The sequence below is a fragment of the Calothrix sp. NIES-3974 genome (assembly GCF_002368395.1).
Classification (GTDB): domain Bacteria; phylum Cyanobacteriota; class Cyanobacteriia; order Cyanobacteriales; family Nostocaceae; genus NIES-3974.
The window spans coordinates 2177621-2190540 of sequence record NZ_AP018254.1 but is presented as its reverse complement, the minus strand read 5'-3'; the positions used below and the strand labels follow the sequence as shown (position 1 = coordinate 2190540).

Here is a 12920-nt window from a genome sequence, read left to right as displayed (position 1 = left end):
CTCCGATTACCCTAAATTGAAGTTTTTTCGGGGCTAAAGCCACTACTACAAACCCTACTTGCTACTCTCTGGTTGATTGAAAGGGTATTCCTCACATTTTCCTCATATTTTTGAGTTATGAGTAGGTGTATAGCCGAAAAGCTGACTATACAAGGCGGCTACCTAGTTTAATTCAATTACGAATAAGAGGTTATATGTTTAGCAAAATTTTAGTAGCAATTGATAATAGGGAACATGGGGAAATAATTGTTGATCGGGCGATCGCTCTGGCAAAATTAGCCTCTGCTAAAATTTTCTTGCTGAATGTGGCTTCACCCTTTGATTCCCGTTACCCTAATCCTGGTTATATTGGTGTTCACGGCTTCCACCCGACCATGCACTCGGATAGTATTGAATATTACATGGAACACTGGGAAACGCTGAAGGCGGAAGGCTTGGAACTACTCGAAAAATTTCGCAGCCAAGTCGAAAATGCGGGTTTAGAAGTGGAATCCCGTTTGGTTATCGGTAATCCCGGTCAGATGATTTGTAATTTTGCTAAACACAACGATATTGACCTAATTGTCATGGGACGACGGGGACGTAGTGGGATTAGTGAAATTTTGTTAGGTAGTGTTAGTAATTACGTTGTCCATCATGCACCTTGTTCTGTATTAACAGTGCAAGGTCAGGATTTGGAAGCAAAAAAGCAGGATGAAGAACAAGTAATGTCTACTAATTAGGTTTTGCGGTTCCCGTCGCCTATCAATCCCAAATCCCAAATCTACAACCTTTGATGGGTATGGGGATGTTGTTTGACATTATCTGCTTTACCGATGCGGCGTTTTTCATTCAAGACCCGCTTGCGTTCCGTGGAGTATTTTAATTCTCTGTAGGTTGTCCCCAAGGGGATAATACTTTTAGCGGAATCATCCCGTTTATAGGTACGTGCGGCAGCAAATAATCGCTGGACAAATTCCTGACAAAGTTGGGATTCGGGGGGGAATAATGATGGCTTTTGGGGGTTGTCGCCGTTTTCGTTGACAATCTGCCCTAAAGTTGTACTGTATAGTAAGTGGTATGATGTGGGTATTCCTTGAAGGATAGCTGCGAGTGCTGCCGAGGGAATCGGTTCAATCACTTCGACTTGATGAATTTCTCCGTCTTCTTTGAGAAAGCATGTTGCTAACCCTAATATAACGTAGTCATCGGTTGCTAGGTCTGTGGCGTGGGGATAGGATGTTGCGATCGCCATAGGTTTAACTCTTGCTCCAAAACTTAAAAAAACCTAAAAATCTCACTTTTGATGGTGAATTGTCCTCTAATGGGATTCTAGTTTGTATCTAGAGATGCATTGCTTTGGGTGGGGACTTTTGTAGTCTATTATTCTGTCCACAACAATGGAATTTTACCAATTTATGGTTGGGTAAACGACAGTTATACTTGAGACTTAATATTTAATTTGGTTTTTCTGGAATTAACGCAGATGGTTGTGTATCAATTGTTCAGTAGACTTTTTCGTGATTATTCCTGGTTTAGTGATGGGAAGCGCGAAATCATGACAATCCTCAAGTTTGTATCGTGAGTACTGTAGGGAAGGGTAAATGAGCGGAGATACCTTTTTTAAATTTAATCGCGAACAGGTGACTGTAACGGATCATGTCGGGGCAAAGTTTGACTTGGATGGAGATCAGAAAGTCAATCTGTTAAATTTACGGCATTTTGCTTTGAATTCAGCCCAAAATGGAGATTATTCCCAGGCGATCGCTCTTCTGAGTCAGCTGATCCATCACTATCCCCAAAATGCCATTGACTACAATAATCGGGGTTTAATCTATTTTCAGTCTGGTGAGTCGGATAAGGCTTTTTGTGATTACAATGTCGCTTTACAAATTAACCCGAATTTAGTCAGTGCTTACAATAATCGCGCTAACTACTACGCTGCTCAAGGTCAATTAATGGAAGCGATCGCTGATTATGATCGTGCTTTAGATATTAACCCTAGCTATGTACGTGCTTGGATTAATCGGGGAATCACCCTCCGGGACTTGGAATTATATGAAGAAGCTATTGATAATTTTGAAGTTGCTTTATTATTTGACCAATTAACCGCCAATATTCTCGCGGAACGGGGACGTACATACCATCTTTGGGGTGATTGGAATTGTGCGATCGCTGATTACCACCGCGCACTCGAACTTATCCCCTCAAGACCAAGTAAATCTCAACAACACCTCAAATCCCAAGTAAATTCCTGGTTGTACGATTTACTTGCATCCTAAGCTGCTTTCACTTCAATTTTTGGAAGTGATTAGATTCTGCTAAATGCTAATAGACGATAAATAAATATCAGAAAATACCTTTAAATTTATCGATTTTTCCCGTCCGGCATCAATAAACCAACTTTTTATTCGCGGTTAATTTCCGCTTCTACTATCTGCTTTGTCACTTGAGCCAGAACTTCACAGCTATTAGCAGTTGGCAAAAATCCCCCTACGCTTCCCATTTTTAGCTTTTCGCTTGAGGTATTAGCCTTTAGCTATCATTCAGCGTGCAAGGGCGTTGTCGTGTTCTCTTGAGCCTCAAATTCTTGCCGTGTCAAGTATCCCTCAGTGCATACTCGTAATTATACTTAGGGCTGGCGGAAAAATAGCAAAACTCTGAGATTGCAAGAATTAAAGGGTATTTCTAGTTGCAAAAAGTGCTTTCCGAATAGGTATGTAAGGCTCAAAAACTAGCATTTACAATTTTTGGGGTCCTGTGAAAAGTGAAACTGGAATGGTTAAAACTATTCCCTACTCCCTACCCTCACGAAAAGACTTTTACCCCAGACCCTACTTATTCTCCAGTTCCATTATTATTAGTGATAAACACTGGTCGCTGATTCGGATCAAACCGATGACCGTGTTTTTGCATCACATCCCTAGCTTGACGGGGATCGAAATTTTGCTGAAAATCCGACTGAATCTTGCTCACACGCGCTTTAACCAAGTCTCTCTGGGTGGTAATTGCCCGGATTTTTTCCTGCTGTGCCCAATTGTAGGGTAACATCTGACTCAGGGCAGAAATTGCTGCGGCCGAGATTACTAAATTGACACCAATCTTCACGGTTGTCTCCACTGCCATAATTCGATAGGAACGTTGACGTAAATGGCGTTTCGGACGCGGTTTTGCTACCGATGGGGAATTTGGGGATTGGGTTGGAGCAAACTCCGGTTGAACTTTTTTGACTGCATTCATATTTTAATACCCTACCTGATTGCATCAAGAAAAATTAAAGATAACCGAATACTTAACCGAATATATGTTTTAGTTAAAGTTTACGGATTTTAATTGCTGATATATTACTGTATTTTGCCAAAAAAGCACGCGTATTATCACTGTCGTAAATAAAACCTGACAGTTCCCTGTAAGTATTTTCACTTACTCACTGCCAGGTCAAAACAACGCCACTTGCGACAAACAGTAATGTGTAATTAGATGTAGCTATTAGTGGCTCTCTTGTGGCTAGGCAGTCGGTCGGTTTTCAGCATAATTGCTCAAAAAAACAAGAATTAATCGAAATAAACAGATTTTTTCCCAGCCTAGCACCCACTTAAGTTGGGATTTATGTGTGAGTGTTTTATTTATATAGCTCAGTTGCTAAACGCCATGCCAAAATGCCAGGAATCAGAGCAACTACTAAAGCAATATAAACTTGGGTATCTGAAATAGACATGAGTTATTCCTCCTCAATAGGGTTTTGAGTCCTTCGTTTTCTAATGTTTGACTGTTTTGCCCCGATTGGGGAATATCTTGTTACAAGATGCAACATTTAAATGGGGAATCGGGAATCGGGTATGGCTGACTGAAAATATTAAAACTCTTATCTCGTAGCCGACATTTCTCACAAGGGAGTGATAAGTCTTGAGTAATGGGTTAATTTTCCTACTACTCTCCTGGAGACGACCCGGTGGGTTATCTCTACTCCCCGCTCCCTACTCACTGAAAGCTTTCGGAGTTTGTGATAAATCCGGGTTAGGCTTTAGAGGGTATTTTAGTCCGCACAAAGTGCTTTCCAAATGGGCTTATCAAGCTCAAAAATCCAAAATATTTCCTTGATGGGGTTGCAATTTGTGACGGATATCAGAGAAAATGAAAGAAATATGAAAAGTAAACCCAAGTATTTCTAGCCAAGTACAAGTGAAACTAGACTCTCAACCCTTAACCGGTCAGGAAACAACAACTTCTGTATTCTGGGAAACAGCAGACAATACACAGACATCGCTGATATCTGTGAGTGTAACACCAGAACCAGATGAAAATTGTCCCAGTCGTGACAAAACCCCTTGGGGTATTTTCGCAACTACATTTGTGACAATTTTTTTAGCCGAAATTGGTGATAAAACCCAGCTTTCGACCTTATTGATGAGTGCTGAATCCCATTCCCCCTGGATGGTGTTCATTGGTTCTGCGATCGCCTTATTATCCACCAGTCTATTGGGTGTGCTTGTCGGTACTTGGATGGCAACAAAACTTTCACCCCGAACTATTAATAAAGCTGCTGGTTTAATGCTGCTATTTATCTCCCTCATGTTGTTCTGGGATATTAGTTAGTACAAAAGAATTTAATTGAAAATCTAAAATCCAAAATCTATGGACTGGCATCTTTTAGGCTTAAGTTTTGTTACTGTATTTTTATCGGAGTTAGGAGATAAAAGCCAACTTGCGGCGATCGCTCTTTCGGGGAAATGTCAATCTCCCCGGTCAGTATTTTTGGGGTCAGCAGTGGCTTTGCTATTAACTAGCTTGATGGGAGCAGTCGCAGGGGGAACTATGGCAGAATTTCTACCGACACGCTTACTCAAGGGAATTGCTGCTGTCGGTTTTGCCATATTGGCTGTGAAACTATTATTTTTTGACCATCCAGACGAATGCAGTTAGGAGGATGTTTTAAAAGTCGATTTTAATCGTTCACAAACTCGTTTTTTGGGAGAAGGGAGTAGAGACGACCCACCGGGTCGTCTCCAGGGGAGTTGTTGACCAAGACAAATATACTGTTTGAGCCGAACTGAAGTTAGTTCCCAGCGATTTGCAATCAAACTTTGGACCAGGTTTTAACTAACTTGCAAATAGCGATCGCGGAAAATAATGGGACAATCACAGCAGATGTTTTACCTACAATTCAAGTCAATCCTACCCAATTTACCCAGATTCCGCAAAACCTGATAAGTAATGCCATCAAATTTCACCACCCACCTACTTACCTGAATTCAGGAAACATTTTGATTTTGAGGATGATAGCGATAAATCGGGTTTTGATGGAGATTGGAATTGATTTGGGTTGCTTCATGGTCATTTGTACCGATTGTCCCCTCCTGCTCCTCCCTATCTGGGTCAATTAGTTCCAAATTCCGCCAACACTGTAGGGTCGATTCTCGTCTCCCATCGAGCAATTCTGTGGATACACGTCTCTGGTGAAGATGGGATATTGAGGGTATTTCCTGTTTGTATTTCAATTGAGCTAAAATATCGCTGTCAACATCCGCAAGCACCTGGGTCGATGTGTTGACAAAAAACGAAAATGTTAACGTACCCATGCAAATGCGATCGCCATTTTTTAATTCTACCCCATGATAAACCGGCTCACCGTTGACAAAGGAGCCGTTCGTACTTTCTAAATCACTAAAGTAAAAACAACCTGTCGCTTCTACATAGTAAATGGCTGCATGGTGACGAGAAATGTAAGGGTTAGAAACAAAAATACTCTTGAGTGGATCTCGTCCTAGTACCCATACCCCCTGTGATTGCACAAAACGCTGAGTACTTCCATTGGAAAGGTTGGTAATCAAGGAAACCTGTTCCTCCTCAATCACTCCTTCCAAAAAATAGTTATTAATCCCTGAATGGGAATTTGGCAGAATGCTTTCTATTTTTAAAATCTCATCTAATAAATCACCATGATATTCGTATAACTTTACAAACCTCTGATATAAATTTAGCTTCCGCTCCAGTTCTGCTTCCAAAAAATCAGCCATAGCTTTTTATTTAACAGTATTAAATTCAGATTTTTATATGTAGTACTCCAACCCATAAGCTCCGAAAAAGTTTGAATATAAAGGCGCTATACCCGCAGGATTGTCGTAGACTAGCGCTACTACGAACTTTTCCTCACCCATCCAAATTAATGTGGTACTAGGTCTCTTCAAGCATTAAGCATAAAAATAAAAATAAAAAGCTCACTTCTTGACCCTGTAAAGTATAAATTCTTGAGTAAAAAATATAAAGTATACTTCAAGGTTAAAGGTATATTATTTGACATATAATTAACTTCTACCAAAAAGAGAAAGCAGATAAATTGCCATCTCAGGAAGTCAAATATTTTTAAGTCAAATCATATTCTTGAGTAGATGCACTATGCGCATTTACATTTTCCATATGAATACCTCTGTAAATGTGTTTAGTTTTACATTGTATTTTCAGTGTTTAATGCCTCATTATATGCCGTATTGTTTTATAATTTACTATGATTTTCTTAAGAAAACCTTAAAAATATGTAGATATACTTATATGCGATCGCTAGACAAATAGTTCACATTTACTAACAAAACAGAACCCTAGACACGGGTAGGGTGGCTTCCCATCAAACTTCTACTAACTTTCTGTATCCTGTATTCTATTAGAGCAACCCACGTTTCCCATTCGGACGGATAGTCATCCAATTAGTTTTCGCTAATGCGAGTTGCTCCTCCGAGATTTTGGCTCCAGTGAGATTGGCTCCGCAGAGATTGGCTCCCCGTAGGTTAGCATTATTCAGGTAAGCATAACTCAGATCAGCCCCTCGTAAATCAGCCCCTTCCAAATCTGCATGGCTAAGATAGGCTTTACTGAGATTGGCATCCCGCAGATTAGCTCGATTTAAGCTCGCACGGCCAAAATCGCTATTATAAAGATTACTTCCTTGCAGGTTAGCTCGTTCCAGAACCGCAGAATGGAAATTAGTACCCGATAAATCCGCACTTTGCAAATTTAAACAGCTTAAATTATGCAGGGCAAAATCCCGTCTCCCTTTAGAATAGGCAGATTGAAAACCCTCGCTGTCAATGGGGCGAATTTGCGATCGCGAACCATGAGTCACCATCGAATTCCCACTTCCCCAAGAGTTGGTTTTACCGGAAGTATGACGTTGACGACTGGCTGTATACAATCCACTGGTATCCCCTCCCATCATTTTTGCTCGTCTTGCGCGAATTGCGGCCGCCACTTGAGCTACACCTGCACTGGAACCGCTTGGGGAGCCACTATGTAACATCCCCGAATCAGCTACCCGTTCAGCTCCCACGGGTTGAGCTACTAGACTTTGAGCTAAACTGTCGAGGTAGGGTTCCATTTCCAGAGCGCGTAGCACTTCATCGGCGGTTTGGTAGCGACTACGAACCGATACCTCCAGCATTTTCCGCAGAACATTCTTCAGGTGCGGACTAATATTTACCATGTGTTCCCACAGGATTTCACCCGTGGTGGGATTGTATTCTAAGTCCTTGGGTGATTTTCCTGTCAGTAAATAAATGCAAGTCACTCCCAAAGCATAAATATCACTAGAATACACCGGACGCATGGCCATCTGTTCTGGTGGCGCAAATCCCGGAGTACCGATAGCATAGGCTGTCAATGCAGTTTGTCCAGATTGGTTAGCGACCTGAGCTACTTGATTTTTCACCGCACCAAAATCGATCAAAACTAGACGACTATCTTGAGCGCGACGGATTAAGTTGGCTGGTTTGATATCGCGGTGGATAACCTTTTGTCCGTGGATATATTGCAGCAGTGGCAAACTTTCACTCAGAAATTGCCTAACACCAGCTTCACTGAATACACCTCCAGCTTTGACCTCCTGTTGTAGGGTCGCACCGCTAATGTATTCTTGGATTAAGTAAAATTGTTCGCGGTCTTCAAAAAAGTCGAGCAATCTTGGTAGTTGGGGATGATTACCAATCCGACCAAGAGTAGCTGCTTCCCGCTCAAATAATTCCCGCGCCATTTGCAAGATGTGCGGTGCGTTTCCGGAGGGTCGCAATTGTTTGATGACACAACTTGGTTCACCAGGAAGATTTTCATCATGGGCTAAAAAAGTTGCCCCAAATCCACCTTGACCTAGTGATTTGATAACTCGATAGCGATCGCGTAGCAACAAGTTAGAGCCACAGGAGTGACATCTGTCGCTGTACGGTGGATTTTCTGGATTAGAACAGTTGGGATTTAAGCAGTAGCTCATGCACTGTTAACTCGCTGCACAAAGAATGAGGACGGAGAGGAATTTACTCTATTTACAATTCTTGGAAGCTTTTGACTGAAGTTACCAGGTGATTTTTGCTGGTAATCCCTTGAAGACTTGCTAAAGATTCCCTGTTGTTCATTAAAGCAACCATAAAAGGTGAATTTATTACCTGTTAAATCAAAACATAGTACTTATACAAGTAAATTACATCGTGAATATCCCTTATTTTTGGAATTTCCGAACCAGAAAAATCAGCTAGGAATCCGCTTGAAATTTGGAAATTACGTAGGTAGGGAGTAGGGGGGAGGAAAAACACTTTTCAAGGATATGGAGTTTTTTGTCAATCAAATATGAATCCTATAATTACTATTAAAACTCAAAAAATAGCCAAAATGGTTCATCAAAAATAATTAATAATCAAGGGATAAAATTACATTCATTTGTACAAATTAAGCCACAGATATTTACAAATAAATTTTATGTATTTTGTCTGTTATTTTTTTAAATTGATTATTATTCTCTCCAAAGAAAAATAATATCAAAATATCAAGTTAGACTAACTTATGTAAATTGAGGTGAAAATTATCCCAGTCAAAATGCTATATTTGACCATGAAATGAAATCAGCAGGGGAAAGCATCGATGACAACAGTAACAATGATGAAGTGTGCCTGTGAACGTTGTCTGTGTGTGGTTTCGACCGCAGACGCAATTGAGAAAGAAGGAAAGTATTATTGTTCTCAAGCTTGTGCGGATGGGCATAAAGATGAAAAAGGTTGTGCCCATAGTGGCTGTGGTTGCGGTTGAAGAATTTTGATCAATCATTTGCAAATAGTCAGCAACCTGGCTTTATTAACTGTTGACTCTTGACTGTCAACCAACCTAAAGGAAAATGTATCACAGTGCGAAGTATCGCCAAAAGTTAAAATTTGAAATCCCCATCTATTTTGATATAGATGGGGTATTTGGAGATGGTGATTACCTGTATTTTGAGCAAGTGGGTGATAAGCGCTGAGTAATGGGTTAACTTTTCCACTACTCGCAAGTTTCAGGGATTGGTGAGAAATTTAAGAACTAAAGGCTACTCATGACCTCACGAGCAGCAGCTAGGGTTTGTTCGATATCTTCTTCTGTGTGAGCGATCGCCGTGAATCCAGCTTCAAATTGGGAAGGGGCTAAATATACTCCTCTTTCCAACATCCCTCGATGGAAGCGACCAAACTTGACGGTATCCGATTTTTTCGCATCTTCATAGTTATGGACTTTACCACCAGTGAAAAAGAAGCCAAACATACCGCTAATTTGCCCTCCACAAGCTTCATGACCGCATTCAGAGGCAATTTGCAATAAGCCGTCACTCAACTTTTTGGTGATTTTGTCCAGGTATTCGTAGGTTCCCGGTTTTTGCAGCAACTCTAAAGTTTTAATGCCTGCGGTCATGGCCAAAGGATTTCCCGATAGGGTTCCCGCTTGGTAAACAGGACCAGCCGGAGCAACCATTTCCATAATATCCCTTCTCCCACCGTAAGCGCCGACAGGCAAACCACCGCCAATAATTTTACCCAAGGTAGTCAAATCCGGAGTAACACCAAATTTTTCCTGAGCACCGCCATAGGCAATCCGGAATCCGGTCATCACCTCATCAAAGACTAATAAAGCACCATACTCATGGGTAATTTCCCGCAAGCCTTCCAGAAAACCCGCATCGGGGGGAATAAATCCCGCATTTCCGACTACAGGTTCGAGGATTACACCAGCAATTTCATTAGGGTTTTCGGCGAACAGAGCCTTCACCGCTTCCAAATCATTATAGGGTGCTGTCAGAGTGTTACTTGTTGCCGATTTAGGGACTCCGGGAGAATCCGGTAATCCCAGAGTTGCCACACCCGAACCCGCTTTCACCAGAAACATATCTGCGTGTCCGTGGTAACAGCCTTCAAATTTAATTACCTTTTCCCGTCCCGTAAAAGCCCGCATTAACCGTAACACGGCCATACAGGCTTCAGTCCCAGAATTAACAAAACGCACCATTTCAATACTGGGTACGGCATCAATCACCATCTCTGCTAACACATTTTCCAAGGCACAAGGCGCACCAAAACTCGTACCTTTCTCTAAGGCAGCATGAAGGGCAGAAATTACTTCCGGATGAGCATGTCCGCAAATTGCTGGTCCCCAAGTACCGACATAATCAATGTACCGATTGCCATCGACATCCCAAATATACGCACCCTGAACGCGGTCAAACACAATCGGTTGACCACCAACTGATTTAAAAGCACGTACCGGAGAACTAACACCTCCCGGCATCAGATTTTGGGCTGCGGCAAAAATCTCTTGTGATTTTGTGGTTTTTATGGTTGTATTTACCAAAGTTCTCTCCTAGTTATTTTCAAACCGTGGCGTTATTCAGCTCTATCTTAGGATAGTGGGAAATGTGACTCAAAATTTATATTATCTATAATTAGAATCACTTAAAAGCGTTTAAAAATAAAAGTATGTTATATCAAGCCAATTGTGATCTACCCTTGGAAATCCGTAGTCGGTTATCTGATGCAGAGCAGGAACTTTACCGAGCAGCTTACAATAGTGCAATCCATTGGTATGGCAAGGCTTCCAAGGCTCACCAAGTCGCTTTAAGTGCCGTGAAAATGCAGGCAGCTATGTATCGACATCAAACTATTTAAATTTTTCCCCGCTGGTGAAAGATTTACCCCCCTGTAAAGAAAATTAACAAAAGTTGATTGAAAAAATACTTTCGGCGATCGCAAAAAAGGGCTAAAAACAACAATAATTTTCACTCGAACACAGTCTATCCCATTAAATATGGGGGGTTAGTATTAGTAGCTTTAGTACAGATTAATGGGACAGACCACTACTCCCCACTCCCAATTCCCTACTCCCCTTTAAAGTGATATGGTAAAGTTATCCCTAAATGGTAATGCTTGAGCCTATTGTATGTCCGATTCAGCCCTAAATTTATTCCCCGATGCCATACCCGTTGACAAGATTCGTTATGATGAGCGGGGATTGGTTCCTGCCATTGTCCAAGATTATTTGGATGGTACGGTGTTAATGATGGCATGGATGAATCGGGAATCCCTACAAAAAACCTTGACGACTGGAGAAACCGTATTTTGGAGTCGTTCGCGACAGGAACTATGGCATAAGGGAGCAACTTCGGGACACATACAGAAGATCAAAACTATTCGCTACGATTGTGACAGTGATGCCTTGTTGATTGGAGTTGAACAAATCGGGGATATTGCTTGTCACACAGGTGAGAGGAGTTGCTTTCACCAAATTGAGGGAAAAATTGCTCCACCTCCCGGTGATACCCTATCCCAAGTATTTAATGTGATTTGCGATCGCCGAGATAATCCGATAGAGAATTCCTACACCTGTAAGTTGTTCGCGGGTGGTGATAACAAGATTTTGAAAAAAATCGGTGAAGAGTCCGCAGAGGTGGTAATGGCATTTAAGGATGATGACGTGGAGGGAATTGCGGGGGAGGTTGCCGATTTGTTTTATCATACCTTAGTCGCTTTAGCCCATCATGGTGTGGAATTAAAGGATGTTTATCGCAAGTTGCAGCAGCGACGAGGTTAGTGCTTAGATGCAAATCTGGGTATTGCTGAATTTAGGTATGAATTACGATTATTTACATTTTGTATTTAAACCACAACATGTAGAAACTTAGCATCCCTACGTCTCTACTTTATTTTTAATTGTATAGCATCAATGGGAACTGAATTGACCAAGACTCACAAGGTTATTTCCATGCTGAATGGTATAATTTAAATCGTTTAAATTGTATCAGAACATAGGTTATCGCCAATGGTTAGTTCTGTCGAGTCCACCATGAAAATGGACGAATTTTATGATTCTAGCTACCAGGTTTTTCTCAACAATTGGATTGCAGACCGTCAAGCATCGATTAATTTGATGTTGCAAAATCTCAAACCCCAAGATGCACAGGTTTCAGTGCTAAGTGTGGGAGCGGGAACAGGGGATTTTGATGCTCTGTTAATCGCAGCTTTACAAGAATATCTACCAAGAGATTATCAATTAAAATACATAGCCATTGAGCCAAATCCCTTCCATTGTCAGCGCTATCAAGAACAAATCAATGCTGTCAATTTTCCCCAGGTTGAACTGGAAATTCATCCGGATACGATTGAAAATTTTCAAACATCTGCAAAATTTGATGTAATCCATTTTACTCACAGTTTGTACCACATGCCAGGCAGTGAGCAAAGAATCATTCAGGATAGCATGGGAATGCTCAAGGAAAATGGCTTGATTGCAATTACCTTAGCCACAAAAGATACTGTGATTTACGATTTAATTTTGAAATATGCAGATATTACTGGAGGTGGTATACCAGATATACTATCCATCGAAAAAATGCAAGAACTGGTGACCGCAATGGGACTAGTTTACAATGCCACCAGATATCCAGAATACCTCAATGTTGAGTCCTTATACGAGGAGAATTCACCAACAGGTAAAAGCTTGATGGATTTTATTTGTCAGGGTGACTCTAGTTTGCTTTCCCAGTCACAACGTCAAGAGTTTTTACAAGCGATCGCAACTGGTATCCAAGAAACAGAGCAAGGTCAGTTAATTTCTATGGACGGGGCTACAATGATCATATCTAAAAACCAGTCTATGTAAAACCCGAC

The 12920-nt window shown here is 41.2% G+C and carries 15 protein-coding genes; 9 read left to right on the top strand and 6 right to left on the bottom strand.

The window, feature by feature from the left end; genetic code table 11:
• Positions 1–194: 194 nt before the first annotated feature.
• Positions 195–722 carry a universal stress protein gene (locus CDC37_RS08550; protein WP_096621375.1) on the top strand — a complete coding sequence of 176 codons (528 nt, stop codon included), beginning with the start codon at positions 195–197 and terminating at the stop codon, positions 720–722.
• 41 nt (positions 723–763) lie between these two features.
• On the opposite strand, the gene CDC37_RS08545 is transcribed toward CDC37_RS08550, so the two are convergent.
• The gene (locus tag CDC37_RS08545; protein WP_096621374.1) at positions 764–1234 is read right to left on the bottom strand and encodes a hypothetical protein; all 471 of its coding nucleotides are present in this window, start codon (positions 1232–1234) and stop codon (positions 764–766) included.
• A gap of 349 nt (positions 1235–1583) precedes the next feature.
• Between CDC37_RS08545 and CDC37_RS08540 the strand changes: the two genes are divergently transcribed.
• Entirely contained in the window at positions 1584–2261 is a 678-nt protein-coding gene (locus CDC37_RS08540; protein WP_096621373.1) for a tetratricopeptide repeat protein, read from the top strand.
• A gap of 556 nt (positions 2262–2817) precedes the next feature.
• Here the strand turns inward: CDC37_RS08540 and CDC37_RS08535 are convergent.
• Together CDC37_RS08535 and psaM are read right to left on the bottom strand one after the other, a co-directional pair.
• Positions 2818–3219: a hypothetical protein gene (locus CDC37_RS08535; RefSeq protein ID WP_231943318.1), complete on the bottom strand. Its 402-nt coding sequence runs from the start codon at positions 3217–3219 to the stop codon at positions 2818–2820.
• 382 nt (positions 3220–3601) lie between these two features.
• Positions 3602–3697, bottom strand: coding sequence for a photosystem I reaction center subunit XII (gene psaM, locus CDC37_RS08530; RefSeq protein ID WP_096621372.1), 96 nt, complete (start codon positions 3695–3697; stop codon positions 3602–3604).
• A gap of 464 nt (positions 3698–4161) precedes the next feature.
• On the opposite strand from psaM, the gene CDC37_RS08525 reads away from it, so the two are divergent.
• Entirely contained in the window at positions 4162–4575 is a 414-nt protein-coding gene (locus CDC37_RS08525) for a TMEM165/GDT1 family protein (RefSeq protein WP_096621371.1), read from the top strand.
• 39 nt (positions 4576–4614) lie between these two features.
• Positions 4615–4902: a TMEM165/GDT1 family protein gene (locus CDC37_RS08520; protein ID WP_096621370.1), complete on the top strand. Its 288-nt coding sequence runs from the start codon at positions 4615–4617 to the stop codon at positions 4900–4902.
• Positions 4903–5231: 329 nt separating this feature from the next.
• Here CDC37_RS08520 and CDC37_RS08515 read toward each other — a convergent pair whose 3' ends face one another.
• Together CDC37_RS08515 and CDC37_RS08510 are read right to left on the bottom strand one after the other, a co-directional pair.
• Complete coding sequence (locus CDC37_RS08515; protein WP_096621369.1) at positions 5232–5996, bottom strand: FHA domain-containing protein; 765 nt, start codon at positions 5994–5996, stop codon at positions 5232–5234.
• A gap of 641 nt (positions 5997–6637) precedes the next feature.
• On the bottom strand, positions 6638–8233 hold the full coding sequence (locus tag CDC37_RS08510) for a serine/threonine-protein kinase (protein ID WP_096621368.1): 1596 nt from the start codon (positions 8231–8233) through the stop codon (positions 6638–6640).
• A 644-nt stretch (positions 8234–8877) separates the two neighbouring features.
• Here CDC37_RS08510 and CDC37_RS08505 point away from each other — a divergent pair.
• Together CDC37_RS08505 and CDC37_RS25475 are read left to right on the top strand one after the other, a co-directional pair.
• Positions 8878–9042: a metallothionein gene (locus tag CDC37_RS08505; RefSeq protein ID WP_096621367.1), complete on the top strand. Its 165-nt coding sequence runs from the start codon at positions 8878–8880 to the stop codon at positions 9040–9042.
• Positions 9043–9127: 85 nt separating this feature from the next.
• Positions 9128–9250 carry a hypothetical protein gene (locus tag CDC37_RS25475; RefSeq protein WP_255408910.1) on the top strand — a complete coding sequence of 41 codons (123 nt, stop codon included), beginning with the start codon at positions 9128–9130 and terminating at the stop codon, positions 9248–9250.
• Positions 9251–9309: 59 nt separating this feature from the next.
• Here the strand turns inward: CDC37_RS25475 and hemL are convergent, their stop codons facing one another.
• Entirely contained in the window at positions 9310–10608 is a 1299-nt protein-coding gene (gene hemL, locus CDC37_RS08500; protein WP_096621366.1) for a glutamate-1-semialdehyde 2,1-aminomutase, read from the bottom strand.
• A gap of 125 nt (positions 10609–10733) precedes the next feature.
• Between hemL and CDC37_RS08495 the strand changes: the two genes are divergently transcribed.
• From CDC37_RS08495 to CDC37_RS08485, 3 genes are all read left to right on the top strand, one after another.
• Positions 10734–10922, top strand: coding sequence for a ChaB family protein (locus CDC37_RS08495; RefSeq protein ID WP_096621365.1), 189 nt, complete (start codon positions 10734–10736; stop codon positions 10920–10922).
• A gap of 271 nt (positions 10923–11193) precedes the next feature.
• Positions 11194–11844: a bifunctional phosphoribosyl-AMP cyclohydrolase/phosphoribosyl-ATP diphosphatase HisIE gene (gene hisIE, locus CDC37_RS08490; protein WP_096621364.1), complete on the top strand. Its 651-nt coding sequence runs from the start codon at positions 11194–11196 to the stop codon at positions 11842–11844.
• Positions 11845–12072: 228 nt separating this feature from the next.
• On the top strand, positions 12073–12912 hold the full coding sequence (locus CDC37_RS08485; protein WP_096621363.1) for a methyltransferase domain-containing protein: 840 nt from the start codon (positions 12073–12075) through the stop codon (positions 12910–12912).
• Positions 12913–12920: the final 8 nt, after the last annotated feature.